This window comes from Marinococcus sp. LNHM5E3-2.1 (assembly GCF_056034365.1).
Window position 1 is genome coordinate 716,949 of sequence record NZ_JBQLIB010000001.1, and the last position, 16,793, is coordinate 733,741.

The window sequence follows — 16,793 nt, forward strand, 5'->3', positions numbered from 1 at the left end:
AGGACAGGAAAAACAGGAGGATCTAAACTATTGCAGGAATTTGAGAACCAACAGGTAGATAAAGAACGGGTTGTACTAATTGCCGTTCATAAGGATGATACTGATCAGGAAACATTTGAAGCGTCCCTTACCGAGCTTGAACAGCTCGTGGAAACGGCAGGGGGAACGGTCACGGCTGTGCTGACGCAGAACCGGCGCTCGCTCGATTCGAAAACGTACGTCGGCAAAGGCAAGCTCGAGGAAGCGGTGGCGACTGCTGAAGAGCAGGAGGCGGATCTTTTGATCTTCAACGATGAGCTCTCGCCCGGCCAGATTTCCACGATTACAAACCAGACCGGACTATACATTATTGACCGCACCCAGCTGATACTCGATATTTTCGCCGGACGTGCGGCGTCGAACGAAGGGAAAATGCAGGTGGAGCTTGCGCAGCTGAACTACATGCTGCCGCGCATCCGCGGGCAGGGCGAATCGCTCTCCCGGCTCGGCGGCGGAATCGGTACACGCGGACCGGGGGAGACGAAGCTTGAGACTGACCGGCGTCATATCCAGAAGCGGATGGACGACGTGCGAAGCAAGCTCAAGCAGGTGAAAAACCGCCGCGAGCAGTACCGCGAACGGCGCAAGGAAAAGAACGTGCTGCAGTTTGCACTCGTCGGCTACACGAACGCCGGCAAATCCACGATTTTAAACGCGCTCACCGAAGCGGATACGCTCGAGGAAAACGCGCTGTTCGCGACACTTGACCCGTTAACGCGCCGGGTGGAGCTGCCGTCCGGTCTGGAGGTGCTCGTCACCGATACGGTCGGGTTCATTCAGGACCTGCCGACGGCGCTGATTGCGGCGTTTCAGGCGACCCTTGAGGAAGTAAAGGAAGCAGACGTGCTGCTTCATGTGATTGACGGCTCGCACCCGAGGGCTGCTGAACAGGCGGCCACGGTGCGCCGGCTTTTAAAGGAGCTCGAGGCAAGCCACATTCCGGCGCTCACGGTCGTCAACAAGCGCGACGCCGCCGAGGACGGACCGGTCGTCGCGGTGGACAAACCGTCGATCTCCATTTCGGCCCGTAAGGACGAAGACGTGGAGCTGCTGCGGGAGTCGATGGAGAACGTGCTGCTCGAGCAGCTTCAGCCGTACCACGTGGAAATTCCGCTCGCCGACGGCCACGTGATGCAGCGGTTCAAGCATGAAACCGTCGTGCGCGAGGAAACGCTCGACGAAGAAAACGAAAGCTGGATTCTTTCCGGGTACGTGCAGAGTGACCAGGCGATCCACCGGGAGATCAAGCAGTATGCTAAAGGAGATGCCGGGGCGAAATGACACGCGATACGATGGAACAAAAGCAGCTGCAGCGGGCCGAGCGCCGGATTGCGCCGCAGCTTGAAGCCATTTCGGAACGCGAGCTTGTGAACCAGCAGCGGGTGCTCGATATCTTCCGTGCGCACAACGTGTCGGCGTTTCATTTTCAGCACTCGACCGGGTACGGCTATGACGATACCGGACGCGAGGTGCTCGACCGGGTCTACGCCGATGTGTTCGGCACCGAAGCAGCTATGGTGCGCCAGCAGTTTATTTCCGGTACGCATGCGATCAGTACGGCGCTGTTTGCGGCGCTCCGTCCGGGCGGACGGCTTTTGTATGCGACCGGCACGCCGTATGACACGCTGAACACGGTGATCGGCCTCGACGGCAGCGAAGCAGGGACGATGAACGAATGGGGCATCGGCTGTGACGTGGTGCCGCTCGACGGCGGCCGGGTGGACATGGGCGCCGTGCACGAGGCGGTGACGCCGGACACGCAGGTGATTGCGTTTCAGCGCTCGCGCGGCTACGACGATCGTCCGTCGATTGGCCTCGGGGAAATGAAGAAGTACATGGCGGAGCTTAAAGCGGCGTATCCGAACATTGTGCTGTTTGTGGATAACTGCTACGGCGAGTTCGTGGAAACGACCGAGCCGGGCCATATCGGCGCGGACCTGATGGCGGGCTCTCTCATTAAAAACCCGGGCGGCGGCATCACGCGTACCGGCGGCTATATTGCCGGCAGAAGCGATTTGATTGAAAGGGCGGGCGCAAGCTTTGCCGCACCCGGCATCGGCCTTGAAGGCGGCGCGACGCTCGGCATGCTCCAGGAAATGTTTCAGGGGCTGTTTCTCGCGCCGCACGTCGTGGCGGAGGCTCATAAGGGAGCGGTGCTGACAGCAGCGCTGATGGAGGACGCCGGCCTGCAGGCATCACCGGCCTCCGGGGAGGAGCGGACCGATCTGATCCAGTCCGTGCAGTTTGGCGACCGGGACAAAATGATCCGGTTCTGCCAGGCGGTGCAGAAGTATTCCCCGGTCGACTCCGGCGTGACCCCGCAGCCGAGCGCCATGCCCGGCTACAGCGATGAAGTGATCATGGCTGCCGGCGCGTTCATCCAGGGATCGAGCATCGAGCTTTCCGCTGACGGCCCGATCCGGCCACCGTATACGGCCTTCGTTCAGGGCGGATTAACGTATACGCACGTGAAAATTGCCGTAAGCGAAGCGTTACAAGCGATACAATAACGATAGAAGGACAGGTTCTCCGTGAGAGAGCCTGTTTTTTCTGTACATTTGCCGGAAAATAGGTGAAAATGTAAAAGATACAATAAGTTCTGAAAATTTTGATGTAAAAATAGCTTACATGAACTTGACGGAAAAGCTTACATCATGTAGGATATACTTAGTTTCAACGAAAGGGGGCGTAACGCATGAATGATCATGTACGCCGAAATACCCCTTTATTTCCGATTGGTATCGTCCAGAAACTGACGGAACTCACCCCAAGGCAGATTCGTTATTATGAAGAACACGGCCTGGTGTTTCCGACACGGACCGAAGGCAACCAGCGGTTGTTTTCCTTCCGCGACGTGGATCGTCTGCTTGAAATCAAAGCGATGATGGAGCGGGGCGTAAACCTTTCAGGCATCAAGGAAATCTATGAGTTAAAAACGTATTCAGAGGAACCGAAGCAGCCATCAGCACCCAGAAATCACGATATGACCGACCGTGAACTGCGCAAGCACCTCCGCAAGGAAGTGATGATGGCAGGTAAATACTCACGGCCGTCGATGATTCAGGGACAGCTGTCGCGGTTTTTCGACTAACAGCAGGATTAACTTTTTTCCGGCTGCGGCCGGGGGAAAGATATAATAATTCACTATTCTAGTTTTTTAGAGAGGAGTCACAATTAACATGGCAAACACGAGAAAAGACATTTTAAAGTTTGCAGAAGAGGAAAACGTTAAGTTTATCCGTCTTCAGTTTACTGACTTGCAAGGAATTATTAAAAACGTAGAGATTCCGGTGGACCAGCTTGATAAAGCCCTGGACAACCTGATGATGTTCGACGGTTCTTCCATCGAAGGTTTTGTTCGTATTGAAGAATCCGACATGTACCTCTTTCCGGATCTTGATACCTGGATCGTCTTCCCATGGACGCCGGAAAAAGGCAAAGTCGCACGTTTAATTTGTGACATATATGAGCCGGGCAAGCCTGGCGAAGATCCAACACCATTTGCGGGTGACCCGCGCGGTATTTTGAAGCGTGTACTTAAAGACGCAGAGAAATTAGGCTTCAACGCCTTCAATATCGGACCAGAGCCTGAGTTCTTCCTTTTCAAAAACGATGAAAAAGGCGAGCCGACCACAACCCTGAACGACAAAGGCGGTTACTTTGACCTTGCACCGACAGACCTCGGTGAAAACTGCCGCCGCGACATCGTGCTTGAGCTTGAAGACATGGGATTTGAAATCGAAGCTTCCCACCACGAAGTGGCACCGGGACAGCACGAAATCGACTTCAAATACGCAGACGCTGTAACAGCTTGCGACAACATTCAGACGTTTAAGCTAGTTGTTAAAACGATCGCACGTAAGCACGGCCTGCACGCCACCTTTATGCCGAAGCCATTGTTCGGTGTAAACGGCTCCGGTATGCACTGCAACATGTCCCTGTTCAAAGGCAAAGAGAACGCGTTCTACGACAAGAAGACCGATTCTCAGCTGAGCACAACGGCGATGCAGTTCTTAGCAGGTACACTCGAGCACGCGAAGGCGTTCACGGCGCTCACAAACCCAATCATCAACTCCTACAAGCGTCTTGTGCCAGGCTACGAAGCACCAGTATACGTTGCATGGTCCCTGCGTAACCGCAGCCCGCTCGTACGTATTCCGTCCTCCCGTGGCATGAGCACGCGTATTGAAACGCGCAGCCCGGATCCATCTGCGAACCCGTACCTTGCCATCGCAGCAATGCTTGCAGCTGGCCTGGACGGCATTAAGCGGAAGCTCGACGCTCCAGAGCCGACAGACCGCAACATCTACGTGATGGAAAAAGCAGAACGCGAAGAACTCGGCATCGAGGACCTTCCAGCAGACTTGAACGAAGCGCTTCAGCACCTGCTGAACGACGAAGTTCTCGTCAACGCGATCGGCCCTCACGCCATCGAGCACTTCGCCGAAGCAAAAGAAATCGAGTGGGACATGTTCCGCAGCCAGGTTCACCCTTGGGAACGCGAGCAGTATCTCTCCACGTACTAAGATTGAGAAAACCCTTCAGCCGTAATGGCTGGAGGGTTTTTTGTGTCTTATAAAAGGAATAAAAAGCAATTGCCCCCACGAAAATGAAGCATTTGTTCCCAATTTGCCCCCTAGAATTTTTAAGAATACTTAAAGTATCATAATAATTATTAAAGTACTGGGAAAAATTATAAAAGATGTTATGATTGCGATAAAATCATTGGGGGGATATCAATGCTTTGGGGTAGTGCTATTATTTTACTGATACAAATTGGTTTGTCTATTTGGGTGTTTATAGTAAAAAGAAGGGTTCAACACGAATTAGATCTTAGACTTATGCAGTTAGGTTCTATTCAAGATGAAAAAATTCAAGTTGTAAAAGAATTATACGAGCGCATCAATGCAATAAGAGAGAAGCTGTTTGATTATATGGACCAACACGATCCTTATGCTAAGAGAGGAAATTCAATAGATTGGGACTACCAGTTTCCAGAAGACCTTAAAGAGTTTAACGAATATATAAGTAAAAGTAATTTAATATTAGATTCAAAATCAGGGAAAAAAATAGACAAATTTAAGGAAAATATCAATCAAAAATATGAAGAATATGTACAAACGGTGGAGAACAATAGACACTTACTCGCTGATCAAAGCACTAGCTCGCAGTACGGACCAATCATAATAAAAAAGCAGAAAGAAATCATGGAATACTTGAGAAAAGACTTTAAAAAGCAACAAGATACTATAGTCCCTGCTCTAAGACGCTCAATAGGCAATAAATAATTATAAAATCGACGCTAGGTAAGACGTCGATTTTATGTCTTAGTAAAGTGGATAAAACAGGCATTTTGACAAACAACGCTACGTAAAACAACGCATAGTTCTATTACACAGCTCCGATCCGACTGCTGGCATCACTATAGTGATTTGTGGGGACCGACTCAGTTGTTTGCTTAATGTCGGGATCGGCATAAGGGGAGGCGAATATAAAAAACTCTCTCTTTATAGAAGAGTCGGAGAAAGACTCTTCGAGTATTGTGTCACCAAAGAGCGACAGTGTGACAGAACGCATAGCCGATATTACTTGGGATAGAGTTACAGTTAAGCTAAATTTTGATATACTAAAACAAAATGCCAGTATCCTTAGTAGTTTCTCAAGGGAGTACGTTGCGCTTTTTTGTCTGAACACGGAGAGATGAAGATTGAGACACCTCAGAGAAAAGTAAAGTGCGGGAAATTGGATGAGGGGGAAAGTTTTGAATTTCACTTTAAAAATTTTTGATTTTCATCACTTTCTCTTTAAAAATGGTGTAGAATATTAATACAATTCTTGAAGGAAAGGTGATGAAGATGAAAAAGTATCAATTTAATGATGAAATTAGCCAAAACATTGTAAACGGAATATTGCAGGGATATAAAAACTATGCAGAAGAACGAGAAGATAAAAGAAGAAACATGAAAATTAGTTCTGCGTATGCGTGGGTCAAAGGTAATCATATCGATGATCAAACTGCTTCTGAGTGTGAGGAAAATGGCATCATATATAAACATGCTCGAGCCGGATTGACTTGGGGGTACTTACAATTCATTATGGGCGAAGAGAAAAGAATGTTTATAATAAAGAATGCTAGATACTTTAACGAAGAAGACTTTAGAAAAAGAAAAGGTGTGCCCAGCGCAAAAAATGCAGATGAAAACGAAACTTATTTATCCAGATTAGCGAAGATTAATAGTGATGTAGCTTTTCCAAAAGAACCCAATTTATTAGATAGAGGTAAAGAGCCAGATAAATTGCTTTTAATCGATGACCAAACTATGAGGGACTTAGATGAATCTGAGTCCAAAGAGCTTGAGGAAAAATTTAATCAGTTTTACATCATCACTTATGAAATAGACAGTAATCATGCTATTTCAAAGATAAGTTTGTTTATGCCTAATCCTCACGATAATAAAGCCTATGAAGTCCAGGATTTAACTGAATTCATTGAGAGTAGTAATGTTGATTTTACTGAAGAAGAACTCAGTTGGTTAGCCGCAGATGAGATTGAAGTTGAAGAGCAAACACCAGCGGCTGAATATGAAATATATCATGAAGAAGAAATTGAAGATGACGAAGAGGAAGGGAATAACAATTAGTGTCTAAAAAAGCCAGGAGGTCAATATCATGTTTGTAGGTAATAACTTAACAAACATTCGTATGTTGAACGGCTATACTCGTAAAGAATTAGCTGAAAAAATGCAGGTCACAGAACAAGCTGTATGGCAATACGAAAACGAAATAGTTTCGCCAAAACTAGAAATTGTAAACGAAATGAAAAAGATATTTAAAGTTAAAAGTAAATATTTCTATACAGAAAGTTTCCTAGATAGAGAATCTATGGATAGTATTGACACTAATCATATAGCTTATAGGTCTAATGAGATGAATAGTGTGCAAAAAACACAATCTGAAGCAACGCACTTGAGGCATTTGATGTCTTTTTTAAAAATAATTAATCGTGAATTACATCTTCCATCTAATGAGATACAGACTTTACGTAACAAAGTAATTGACTACTTGAATAAAAGTGATCAAAATCGTAAAGAAATTATTCGTAGTATAGCAATATTAGCAAGAAAAAGTTTGGGAATGGAAAATAATAAAAACGGCAATCTTATGTTTACCTTGGAGAAGAAAGGTGCTTATATTTTCGAAAAGGCTATAGGGGAGAAAGTTGACGCATATAGTGTTTGGAGTAAGAATGATTATCCTTTAATAATATTGGGTAATTTAAAAAAGTCCGCAGTACGAAGAAATTTCGATATAGCTCATGAATTGGGGCATCTTCTTTTGCATTATAAATATGAGTTTGCTTTTTTGGATAAAAAAATCTACAGAGAATATGAAGCAGAGGCTAACTTGTTCGCTAGTGAATTTTTATTACCAAAAGATGAATTTATTAAAGATTTTGAAACAATCCCTTTAAGACAAAGATCAAATCCAAAATCCTATATTGAATTAAAAAGAAAATGGTTAGTATCAATACAGGCAATGGCAATGCGAGCAAAAAATTTAAATCTTATAAGTTATCAACAATTTAGATACTTTAACATGAAAATTAACAATTACAACTATAAAAAAATCGAACCATTAGATCAAGAAATCAAAATAGTTCGCCCAGGAAAAGTGAAAAGTATTTTAGAATTGCTTTTTGAAAATAATTATTTAACTTTAGATTATCTATTAAATTTATTAAAGGTGGACATTGATTATTTAGAAAGCTTGACGGGAATAAAGAAAGAATTTTTTTTAAAACATCTAAAAGAAGATGAAAAAGAATTTAATAAGGATATAATTCAACTCTCTCGTTAATGTATTTAGTTCTACCAGTCCACTGAAGGACGTTGATTGAAAAGCCATAGTGCTCTTTGATTGGCGTCCTCTTTTTTATTTTGAAGGATGAATACCATGAACTTTAAACATAGTGCTCGAACCCCAATTCAGCCGATACAGATTACCTTTAAGAAAGCCGAAGTGTAAGGGCGAGCTATCACTCTACCTTGAAATAGAAAGCAGTGCTTTGGTAGTCTATTATTTCTCCGTACAACGAGGAACCGGATGAAAATATCGGAGGTTATGAAGCCTTTATCCCGATCTCTCCTAAGAAGTATATTGTTACACGGTTATCGACAAATAAGCAACTGCAATACCTAGAAGAAGTTATGAATGCGATTAAACAAGTGTACAATGCACTGCCGGATGATCACCGCCACTTAGTCCGCTGCCGATATTGGTCCGAGAATTGACATACGAACTGGGGACCCGTCGCCCAAGAAGTTCATATTAGCAAACGCCAAGCCATTCGCTGGAGAGATGAAATTATCTTAGCAACGATCGAGAAATTAGTGTGGAGGTAAACTGTTATACATGTGTAACTTTTCAAGGTCTATAACAGCTTTATTATGGCAGTATGAAAACAAATGGACGACCCCTCATATAGCTATATCCACAGAAAAAGGCGTCCAATTTATGGGTGCCTTTTTACCTATTTGTGGTAAAATAGGAATCAATGTTTTTAATGGGGGTTAGCAATTATGCCAAGAAAAAATTTAAGGTTCAATTATTTTGAACCTGTTTTAGTAACTGCGCACCAAGAAATTGAACAACAAGATTATTACAGAGGTGAACCTGGGGAACTTAATTATATACGATGGAATGCTACTCCTTTTATAGAACATTATAGTGTGAACTATCAACAGATAGACACAGCTATGGTTTTAGGTGAAGATGTTGCAGATCTGGAACCCGATTCTTTTGAAATATTTGAAACTGAAGGAATTAAAACATTTCAATTATCTAAAAACAGGTCATCTAATATACCAGCTAGAAAAAGAATTGGTGAAATTAAAAGAGAAATATTGCTTGACGATGACGAATATATCGGGGAATTTGAAAGTCTTTTATTTGATGAAGTTAACCAAGTTTTTATGATCCAATCCAACAGATATAGTTTAACTACGGCACAAATTGAAAACTACCTCTCTGAATTGAGGTTTCGGTTTTTAGAACAAATTGGAGAAAATGACGAAGAACCTATGTTTATAAAGTTAGCTCCCTTGGTAGATAATGATAAAATATATGAAGTTTTAGAGTCGGAATATCATCGGAAAATCAGCATCAGAGGTTCTGCAATTGAATTAGATGGTCAACTTGATGAAAATGCTTTGCTATCTAAAGCCGCTGATTTAATTGGTGAAACAGAAGGTGTGAACTTTGAAATAACTGTTGGTGTGGGGAGAGCAGGGACAGAAGCCTCTTTGAATTCAGATATCATTAGACGAACTGTTGAAGAGTTTAGGCAAAGACCAGAAGAGCAAAGGCCTAAAATTAACGTCTCGTTTAAAGAAGATGAAGATACACAAATCGAGCATATTAATTTAATTGAGCCTAGAATGACAGATTTAAGAACTATAGAATTAGCTGAAAGACAAACACCTGGTCATGAACAGATAATCAATATTATGAGAGAAATTTATGCTGAAAGGCGGCCGGCTATCCGGAATTTAATAGTTGCTGGATAACTGGCGAAGGAAGTGTAAATTAATTTGAACAATGCTAAAAAAAACTACAGCGAAAAATTTAGTAAATTGCCAAGTGAATGTTGGGAAAAATATAAATTTTTAATTTCTTTATTATCCTCTATACTTCTGGGTGTTTTAAGTTATTTTAATTTTTTAGTTCAATTGAAAACTTTAATTATCAACTCTATAAATTTTTCATCAATTATATTAGGTGTTACAGGTGTTTTTTTAACTCTGCTTATCACACTCAAAGAGAGTGAGCTTTTTAGCCGTTTGAAAACAAAATTTCCAAACCTTAATATGAGATTGTATGAAAATATTCGAAGTCAATTATATTATGGACTATTTGTGGTTTTTATATCACTAATTGCCATATCCATACCGAATATTGATTATGATATTATTCAAGCAATTGGTTTTACATTTTGGTCATTTTTCTTTTTAAGGATGACTTTCGGTGCTTTCTTTATTGTGAAAATCATTAGTGATCTTATTTTACAAGATGTAAAAATGAAAAAAAGACCACCGAGTTCAAAATGAGTCTTGTTATTTTAAAAGCATCTATCTGCGTGTAGATGCTTTTTTGATGTGTTGCTTACGGGGGATAACAATAAATAAATGAATGCGAGCACTACCTATATAGTGCTGCATTTTCCCCGTTTGAATACTACAATGATGTATTAAACGGTGACATCATGGCTTGCCAGAAACATAAATGGGCATATAATTGATTTAGAACGATAAAAAAGTCAGGAATTTGATTATTGGTTTGATGAAGATCAAGCAACACTTATCTTGAAATGGTGTACGAAATTCAAACACACGAAAGGTACCATTGCTGGGAGTATATTACACTAACGACAATTCAAATCATTATTATTGTCAATATTTTAGAAAGGATTTGTGCTAAACTAGGCAAATTTCTGAAAAGAATATAATAATGCCTGCACTTAATATGACTTTTATCCCGAAATTGTATTGAGATGTTTGCTTCCCCTTTATAAAGAGGTAAAGAACCATAATTAAAAAATAAGGGATGATAAAAATGAATAAAGCCCATTTAATTACGGAGAAACTGGCGCTGGAGGAGGAGTACGATAAAGGCGAGGTTCCGCACGATGAATACACCGAGCGTGTGGAGGAGCTGCAGCAGCAGCTGGAGCAGCCAAACTTTGTAAAATAAATGTAATGATAAATAGGTAGAATACTATGATAATGTGTAGGCAGAAGGTGATAAAATGAGTAACTTTGCTTACACTAAACGTGGAAAAACTAATGAAATTCTCATTGGAGCGTACAAGGAAATCGTCAATGCGTATTACGGGGAAGAAATTTATTCATTTAAAACCGAAGAGGAATTATTTCACAGCATTCAAACGTACCGCCAAAAAGAATATATTATTACCCGCCTGAGTGAATTACCCATCATCGACGCGATGTGGAAGAAGGAGGGGGATGCCCGCTACGATACCGAGTAGCGGGTTTTTTTGTGCCCAATTGGAGGCTGGGTTGAAACAGGCAAGGGCATAGAAAAAATTTATCTCACATAATTTTTTAATCCCCCGAAACGACCCATCCAGACAATATACAACATGGGGAAGACGAAAAATCAATTCGATGTTTTCTCTAACATTCACAAAGAGGTGAAAAGCGTGAGCAAGCATCAGGAACTGCGGGCCATCATAAAAAAAATGAGCGGACAGGATCATATAATCACGGTGCCGCGTATCTTTATCGAATATTTGGACGGCGATCTGAATACGGCGTTGGTTTTAAATCAGCTCGTGTTCTACGCCGACAAAACAAAGCGCACCGACGGCTTCTTTTATAAAAGCTACGGAGAATGGGAGGCAGAGACTGGATTAACCCGGCGCAAAATCAAAGGGTCGATCGATAAGCTGATCAACAAAGAGCTGGTCACCACCAGGCTGAAAAAAGCGAACGGGGCGCCGACGCTTCACTACGCACTGGATTACGACAAAATGTTGAATTCTATTATGACAAAGTGCTCTATTGCATCCGAACAATCTGTCACTAACCCGGATTCGGACAAAGTGTCGGATTCCATAACAGATGATTTGCAGTTGAATTCGACAGATGAATTAAACAGTAGTTCCCGCGCCGTCGGCAGCGTTGTTCAGTTTTACGAAGAGAATTTTGGCGGGACGATGACGGACTATCACCGGGAGCGGCTGGGTGACTGGTGCGAGGCTATGTCCCCGGAGATCGTCCTTCGGGCATTAGAGAGCACTATTCTTCAGGGCGGACGAAGCCTGAAATATGCCGAACGGATCCTGAATAATTGGCAGCGGTTCAGCTGCCGCACGCTTGATGATGTAGAGGAATACGAAGAAACGAAAAAACAGCAGAAGGAGGCACGCCGACATGGACGGAACAGCCAGAGGCATGCAGGAGGTACTCGACAGTCTCGAAAAGAAAGCAGCGGAAGTGAAAAGCAATCCGCACTCGGAGGCGGATGGCACCGACCGGGAGAATGATTACCAGTGCCCGGTATGCAAGGACCAGACCGGCTGGCTGGAAAAGGCGGAGGGAATGGAAAAATGGGTCATCTGCCCATGTATTCGCGAGCGCCGGACACAGCGGCTGCTCCAGTTCAGTGAAATTACTGAAAGCTTTCGGAACGTTACCTTCGGGCAGTTTCAAACCGACAACGTGGATCCGCAGGTAGCGAGTATGAAGGAAGCTGCGCTCGCCTATTACAGCAATTACCAGGATCTGCGGAAGCAGCGGGAGAACAGCATGCTGATCATGGGGGCTCCGGGCTGCGGAAAAACGCATATTCTGACGGCGCTCAGCAACAATCTGATGCAGCGTAAAAAGATCGAGGAGGGGGGCGAACAGCAGCAGGGTGTATCCGTCCAGTATTTTCCGTACGTTGAAGGGTTCAACGATCTGAGGGACGACTTTAATCTTTTGGAGCGGAAAATGGAGCGTATGAAAAAAGCGGATGTGCTGTTTATCGATGATTTGTTTAAGCCAGTGAAGCAGTGGACGAAGGACGGGTATCAGCGAATTCCCCGGGCGACTGCCTGGCAGATCGAGCAGATGTACGCCGTGATTAATCACCGGTATCTGAACCACCTGCCGATTCTCGTTTCCACGGAGCTGATCATGGAAGAGCTCGTGGATGTGGACGACGCGCTTGCATCCCGGATCGTGCAGATGTGCAAATCCTTCCTGGTGACGATCACCGGACCGAAGAATGACTTAAATTACCGACTGAGAGGGGTGTATTAAATGGTGCCAGCGTGTGGGATAGTAATGCAGGGAAGAAAGCTGAACGAAGCGGAGGAGCAGCTGAGGCAGGAAAGAGTGCGGAGGAACATGGAGCGCTTTAAAGAAGCGGAACAGGATTTTGAAAAGCAAAGATTGGTAGTGAAAGGGTAAAAATCATGCCCATAGTATTTTGGTATACTTAGAAACTTATTTCGAAAATAAAAAACCGACTTATTGGCGGCCTTTATTTGGCGTTCATAAGTCGGTTTACATTGCATTCATAGAACCACGCAATTTTTATTCGTTTAAGTTAACCTTCGCAGAGTTATTTCCAAGTGCTCCTTCTTGGACTTGGGCCTGTAAGCCTTCAGCTTCTGCTACATCTTCATTCACGTCAAAGACTACATCGCCAGTAGCAGTAGAATCTGGATTAATTTCTTCAACAAACAGTTCTGAGTTAAAGTCATCAGCTTCATATGTGTTATCATCATTGAGTAATTTAATGTATGAAGACCCCATGGTTATAGCTTCATTTCCATTGTTTGTTACTTCAACGTCGAGAACAATATAAATGCCACTAGCTTCTTCTTCTAAGCCTTCGATACCTGCAGAAGAGGCAGTTTCCATGCCATTAATGACGTAAGTCACATCGCCAACTTCGACCTCATCTCCAACACTGTATGTTTGCTCTTCAGAGCTTCCGTTACTGCCAGAAGAACCTTCACTGCTTTCTCCCCCGGATGAGTCATCTCCGCCCCCGCCGGTAGCCACCACAATGATCACGATAATAATGATCACCAGGACCAGGGCACCGATGCCTGTCAGACAGCCTTTAAACATTTTACCCATAAAATTAAACCCCCTACATATGTAATGAAACGAGGTTAATTTTACCAGTGATACGAGTAATTGGCAATTTATTTTTCATACTTTTTTCATATACTGCAATACTTTTTACTCAATATGCTCTGTTTTTATTAAATGGGTGATTATTATAGATGATAAGCTCGGATAATGTCTGGCCATCCACATTTGTTTAATCTGACGCTTCGAGCTGTACATCCTGAACCGGTTCGTTCTCAATCTCAATATCGCTATCCTCCGCAATCTCCCCTAAAACCAATGGAACTTCCGTATTTGGGGCAAATCCATCGAAGCTGCCGTACAAAGCTATCGTTAAACCAATCTTCAAATAACTGCCATCCGGGGCAGTGACTAAATAAGTATGTTTATCCTCTGAAGGTGCGTGCATTCTGTAAACACGCTCGTCGTAGGGGTTGAAGTTTTCGTGGGGCGAATATTCATGAGTGATCTCGCCCTCCACAACGATAGGGGCGCCTTCCTGCATATCCTCATGATACGGTTCAGCCGCGTTCTTTAAATTTTCCTCAACATCGATTTCTTCAGACGGCTGGGCCACTGATTCCTCCGGGGAGGTGCTCTCCTCCGTATTGTTATTTTGTTGTTCCTCAGAGGCTTCCTGTTCGCTGTTTTCCTCCTCGTCCGGGGAAGCATTCTCCCCCCAACTACAGCCCGCTGAAAAAATACCGAGAGAAGCTCCAAGGACGAGTAACATAGTTGTCTTTTTCATCGAATCCCTCCAGCCTGTAAGAAATATAAAAGCATTCGTTTAATTTATAATACTACTATTTGGATTTTCATGCTTTTGCTCAGCTCCCTTTGTTTGCAGGGCAAAAAACCTTAAAAAATCTGTTAGGTCTTTTGCATTCATATATTCGGGAATAGAACGTGCGTTGCCACTACAAAATCCTCCGGTACTCCTGCGATCGTCCTTTTTTATGAATTAATGTAAGGAAATAGAAGGAAATCCTCCGGAATTGGCGAAAGATATGGAGTGACACTACTATTTTAGGGGGATTGAAATGACAAAGACGATACAGGTAGGGGACACGTACCGCGATAGGAATAGTGGAAAGGAGTATAAGGTCACGAGTTATAACGGCAATTCAGTCCTGCTCACAAAAGAAGAAACGTCATTGGCTGTGATACCAGTTATCGACGAAGAGGTTCTTTTACCAGGATTTATCAAGGTATAAGCTGCTAATATTTTCAATGCTTTGGCGCTCTGCCAGGAGCGCTTTTTTATGTGTCTAAAGAAAAGATGCATATTCCTTAATCTGACCCCGGCCGGTGACAATGAGTACGTATTAGCAAATTTAAAAAACAAAAGGTTTCTTCCGGCCGGTTAAAGGCAATAGTGACCACTACTAGTAGTGGGAGGGATTTATATGAAAGAGGAAGAAATAACTGCAAAGATAGAGGAACTCGAAATGGGACTGGATCGTTCAAGTGATACGCTGGAAAACGATCACGACGTGCCTGTGAATAAAACAAAGGCGGATAACGGAGCGTCTGTAGTTTATGAATACGGCAACTGGGACAAAACCAATGCCACCCAGGAGCCGACCAATCTTCGCGTGGAATTTGACAGGGCACAGAGCGAGGAATTTAATGCAAAAGCTGTTTTTCAGACAAACAGGCATAACAAGGAAATTGCAGGCGGGGAAAAACCGTTTGACACGCTGTATTTATCGAATGGAAACGAAGGCACGTGGAGAATTGATGCAGCTGACGGAAAAGAGCTGGAACAGAATGATCTGGAAAAAATCATCGCCTATACCTTTCAAAGCTATTTACTGGAGTAAGTCACTGAAGCCGGTTTTCTGCTTAGTATGCTTTCCTGCATGAAAACGAAAAAGACCCTGTGCGTACACAGGGCAAACTGAGGGAATATACCTTTGCAAATTCCAGTCGTAGCTTTCATCCAGGGAGATGTTAGAGAAGTGGTACAATTTTAATTTTAAAGCGCTTACATTTTAAAATCACGAGGCAATAGTCCTTTTTTTGCAGATTGAGGCTTTTCTGTTAATAAAAAAGCCCCGCGGGGAACACGGGGCTGGTCTCAGGAGCGGGATGAAACATTCATCCCACAAGTACTTTATCGGATGAACTGTATTCATTAATGAGTCCTTGGATAGAAATAATGTCAAAAATATTAAAAGAGCGGACTTCCTGCTGTTAACGGTTGCTCGCTTTTTGAACGGCCCGCTCCACCTCTTTTTCGGAAACGCCAAATTTGTCGGCGGTAGCTTCTACCGGGCTGGTACCCGTGCCTTCGTCGTACGCAGGCCCCGCCCAATAAAAGTACATGTCCAGCTGTTTTTTGGTCGGGTATTCCTCCCGCTGCTTCGGCAGGCCTTCATTGTTCATGGAGCCATAAAACGTGTTGATCTCGTGGTCGCTGTAATCGCCAGATTCGTAATTTTCTGCCGCCGCGATTTCCCCGTTAGGGAAGTAATCTGTTTTTCCGTAAATGTAGCTGCCGTAATCCATCGCTTTTTTGGCATCCACAAAGTTGATCGTCAGCAGGTGAAATTCTTCCTGGTCTTTTATATCCATGATCACTTCGTCACTGATGGTATCAATGTCCGTTTCATCAATCGACACAGGATCTGCGTCCAGGATTACATAATAATTCAGGTAAACGCCATGATCGTACGTGGCGTTTTCACCTGCGTGCACTGTGTACGAAGGCATCTCTACTTCAGGAGCCCCGCCGGTCTGTTCTTTTTCATAAGCCGTAAATTCCTTATTCATGTCTTCGGACAGCACTGCGCAGGGTACGCCGTCGTTATTAGCATCAAGACCGCCGGGATCATTTTCAGAGCTGAATTCGTGCTCCGTCCAGTAGTCATATAAGTGTTGGTCATCTTCAAAATCGCTGCAGCTTTTTAACGCAGCTTCTTCATCCGCCGCTTCTGTCTCTTCTTCACGGAGGTTCTCTTCCGTGTTGCTTGCCGGTTCTCCCCCTAATACAGCGGCGATGACGCCGACAAGAAGAAGTGCGTAAACCAGTGAGGCTGTCACAAGCTTCCACCTCGTGCCTGTCCGGAGCCCGGGCAGCCGCCGCCATTTTCTTTTTTTCTGCAT

At 43.9% G+C, this 16,793-nt stretch carries 19 protein-coding genes; 16 read left to right on the forward strand and 3 right to left on the reverse strand.

What is annotated here, in order from left to right; genetic code table 11:
• Positions 1-30 precede the first annotated feature (30 nt).
• The 14 genes from hflX (at position 31) to ACTRXH_RS03750 (ending at position 13,013) form a co-directional block, all read left to right on the forward strand.
• Positions 31-1,320 carry a GTPase HflX gene (gene hflX, locus ACTRXH_RS03685; RefSeq protein ID WP_474280612.1) on the forward strand — a complete coding sequence of 430 codons (1,290 nt, stop codon included), beginning with the start codon at positions 31-33 and terminating at the stop codon, positions 1,318-1,320.
• Positions 1,317-2,549, forward strand: coding sequence for a methionine gamma-lyase family protein (locus ACTRXH_RS03690; RefSeq protein WP_474280614.1), 1,233 nt, complete (start codon positions 1,317-1,319; stop codon positions 2,547-2,549). The genes hflX and ACTRXH_RS03690 overlap by 4 nt, the downstream gene beginning before the upstream one ends.
• Positions 2,550-2,734: 185 nt before the next feature.
• The gene (locus ACTRXH_RS03695) at positions 2,735-3,130 is read left to right on the forward strand and encodes a MerR family transcriptional regulator (protein ID WP_322524914.1); all 396 of its coding nucleotides are present in this window, start codon (positions 2,735-2,737) and stop codon (positions 3,128-3,130) included.
• Positions 3,131-3,218: 88 nt separating this feature from the next.
• The gene (glnA, locus tag ACTRXH_RS03700) at positions 3,219-4,565 is read left to right on the forward strand and encodes a type I glutamate--ammonia ligase (RefSeq protein WP_322524915.1); all 1,347 of its coding nucleotides are present in this window, start codon (positions 3,219-3,221) and stop codon (positions 4,563-4,565) included.
• A gap of 213 nt (positions 4,566-4,778) precedes the next feature.
• Positions 4,779-5,327 (forward strand): hypothetical protein, encoded by a 549-nt coding sequence (locus tag ACTRXH_RS03705; protein WP_474280616.1) that lies wholly within the window; start codon positions 4,779-4,781, stop codon positions 5,325-5,327.
• A 567-nt stretch (positions 5,328-5,894) separates the two neighbouring features.
• Positions 5,895-6,680, forward strand: coding sequence for a spr1630 family ClpXP-sensitive toxin (locus ACTRXH_RS03710; RefSeq protein ID WP_474280618.1), 786 nt, complete (start codon positions 5,895-5,897; stop codon positions 6,678-6,680).
• 28 nt (positions 6,681-6,708) lie between these two features.
• On the forward strand, positions 6,709-7,896 hold the full coding sequence (locus ACTRXH_RS03715; RefSeq protein ID WP_474280620.1) for a spr1629 family repressor/antitoxin: 1,188 nt from the start codon (positions 6,709-6,711) through the stop codon (positions 7,894-7,896).
• 722 nt (positions 7,897-8,618) lie between these two features.
• Complete coding sequence (locus tag ACTRXH_RS03720) at positions 8,619-9,605, forward strand: DUF6731 family protein (protein ID WP_474280622.1); 987 nt, start codon at positions 8,619-8,621, stop codon at positions 9,603-9,605.
• Between the two features lie 24 nt (positions 9,606-9,629).
• Positions 9,630-10,145: a hypothetical protein gene (locus tag ACTRXH_RS03725; protein WP_474280624.1), complete on the forward strand. Its 516-nt coding sequence runs from the start codon at positions 9,630-9,632 to the stop codon at positions 10,143-10,145.
• A 505-nt stretch (positions 10,146-10,650) separates the two neighbouring features.
• A complete protein-coding gene (locus ACTRXH_RS03730; RefSeq protein ID WP_022794716.1) occupies positions 10,651-10,788 on the forward strand; it encodes a hypothetical protein in 138 nt (45 codons plus the stop codon).
• 55 nt (positions 10,789-10,843) lie between these two features.
• Complete coding sequence (locus ACTRXH_RS03735; RefSeq protein WP_474280627.1) at positions 10,844-11,083, forward strand: hypothetical protein; 240 nt, start codon at positions 10,844-10,846, stop codon at positions 11,081-11,083.
• A gap of 174 nt (positions 11,084-11,257) precedes the next feature.
• Entirely contained in the window at positions 11,258-12,103 is an 846-nt protein-coding gene (locus tag ACTRXH_RS03740; protein WP_474280629.1) for a DnaD domain-containing protein, read from the forward strand.
• Positions 11,991-12,863: a DnaA ATPase domain-containing protein gene (locus ACTRXH_RS03745; protein ID WP_474280631.1), complete on the forward strand. Its 873-nt coding sequence runs from the start codon at positions 11,991-11,993 to the stop codon at positions 12,861-12,863. Before ACTRXH_RS03740 ends, ACTRXH_RS03745 begins: the two co-directional genes overlap by 113 nt.
• Complete coding sequence (locus ACTRXH_RS03750; RefSeq protein ID WP_474280633.1) at positions 12,864-13,013, forward strand: hypothetical protein; 150 nt, start codon at positions 12,864-12,866, stop codon at positions 13,011-13,013.
• Between the two features lie 126 nt (positions 13,014-13,139).
• Here the strand turns inward: ACTRXH_RS03750 and ACTRXH_RS03755 are convergent, their stop codons facing one another.
• A complete protein-coding gene (locus ACTRXH_RS03755; RefSeq protein WP_474280635.1) occupies positions 13,140-13,691 on the reverse strand; it encodes a DUF4352 domain-containing protein in 552 nt (183 codons plus the stop codon).
• Between the two features lie 187 nt (positions 13,692-13,878).
• Positions 13,879-14,433: a hypothetical protein gene (locus ACTRXH_RS03760; RefSeq protein WP_474280637.1), complete on the reverse strand. Its 555-nt coding sequence runs from the start codon at positions 14,431-14,433 to the stop codon at positions 13,879-13,881.
• Positions 14,434-14,725: 292 nt separating this feature from the next.
• Here ACTRXH_RS03760 and ACTRXH_RS03765 point away from each other — a divergent pair, with 292 nt between their 5' ends.
• Both ACTRXH_RS03765 and ACTRXH_RS03770 read left to right on the forward strand, forming a co-directional pair.
• Positions 14,726-14,899, forward strand: coding sequence for a hypothetical protein (locus ACTRXH_RS03765; RefSeq protein WP_474260790.1), 174 nt, complete (start codon positions 14,726-14,728; stop codon positions 14,897-14,899).
• A 192-nt stretch (positions 14,900-15,091) separates the two neighbouring features.
• Entirely contained in the window at positions 15,092-15,508 is a 417-nt protein-coding gene (locus ACTRXH_RS03770) for a hypothetical protein (protein ID WP_474280639.1), read from the forward strand.
• A 373-nt stretch (positions 15,509-15,881) separates the two neighbouring features.
• Here the strand turns inward: ACTRXH_RS03770 and ACTRXH_RS03775 are convergent, their stop codons facing one another.
• Positions 15,882-16,793 carry a hypothetical protein gene (locus tag ACTRXH_RS03775; RefSeq protein ID WP_474280641.1) on the reverse strand — a complete coding sequence of 304 codons (912 nt, stop codon included), beginning with the start codon at positions 16,791-16,793 and terminating at the stop codon, positions 15,882-15,884.

Bases quoted from the DNA above. Each gene is read 5' to 3' on its own strand.
- ACTRXH_RS03690 (WP_474280614.1), top strand. From the start codon at position 1,317: ATGACACGCGATACGATGGAACAAAAGCAGCTGCAGCGGGCCGAGCGC.
- ACTRXH_RS03695 (WP_322524914.1), top strand. From the start codon at position 2,735: ATGAATGATCATGTACGCCGAAATACCCCTTTATTTCCGATTGGTATC.
- glnA (WP_322524915.1), top strand. From the start codon at position 3,219: ATGGCAAACACGAGAAAAGACATTTTAAAGTTTGCAGAAGAGGAAAAC.
- ACTRXH_RS03705 (WP_474280616.1), top strand. From the start codon at position 4,779: ATGCTTTGGGGTAGTGCTATTATTTTACTGATACAAATTGGTTTGTCT.
- ACTRXH_RS03710 (WP_474280618.1), top strand. From the start codon at position 5,895: ATGAAAAAGTATCAATTTAATGATGAAATTAGCCAAAACATTGTAAAC.
- ACTRXH_RS03715 (WP_474280620.1), top strand. From the start codon at position 6,709: ATGTTTGTAGGTAATAACTTAACAAACATTCGTATGTTGAACGGCTAT.
- ACTRXH_RS03720 (WP_474280622.1), top strand. From the start codon at position 8,619: ATGCCAAGAAAAAATTTAAGGTTCAATTATTTTGAACCTGTTTTAGTA.
- ACTRXH_RS03730 (WP_022794716.1), top strand. From the start codon at position 10,651: ATGAATAAAGCCCATTTAATTACGGAGAAACTGGCGCTGGAGGAGGAG.
- ACTRXH_RS03735 (WP_474280627.1), top strand. From the start codon at position 10,844: ATGAGTAACTTTGCTTACACTAAACGTGGAAAAACTAATGAAATTCTC.
- ACTRXH_RS03745 (WP_474280631.1), top strand. From the start codon at position 11,991: ATGGACGGAACAGCCAGAGGCATGCAGGAGGTACTCGACAGTCTCGAA.
- ACTRXH_RS03750 (WP_474280633.1), top strand. From the start codon at position 12,864: ATGGTGCCAGCGTGTGGGATAGTAATGCAGGGAAGAAAGCTGAACGAA.
- ACTRXH_RS03755 (WP_474280635.1), bottom strand. From the start codon at position 13,691: ATGGGTAAAATGTTTAAAGGCTGTCTGACAGGCATCGGTGCCCTGGTC.
- ACTRXH_RS03760 (WP_474280637.1), bottom strand. From the start codon at position 14,433: ATGAAAAAGACAACTATGTTACTCGTCCTTGGAGCTTCTCTCGGTATT.
- ACTRXH_RS03765 (WP_474260790.1), top strand. From the start codon at position 14,726: ATGACAAAGACGATACAGGTAGGGGACACGTACCGCGATAGGAATAGT.
- ACTRXH_RS03770 (WP_474280639.1), top strand. From the start codon at position 15,092: ATGAAAGAGGAAGAAATAACTGCAAAGATAGAGGAACTCGAAATGGGA.
- ACTRXH_RS03775 (WP_474280641.1), bottom strand. From the start codon at position 16,793: ATGCAGAAAAAAAGAAAATGGCGGCGGCTGCCCGGGCTCCGGACAGGC.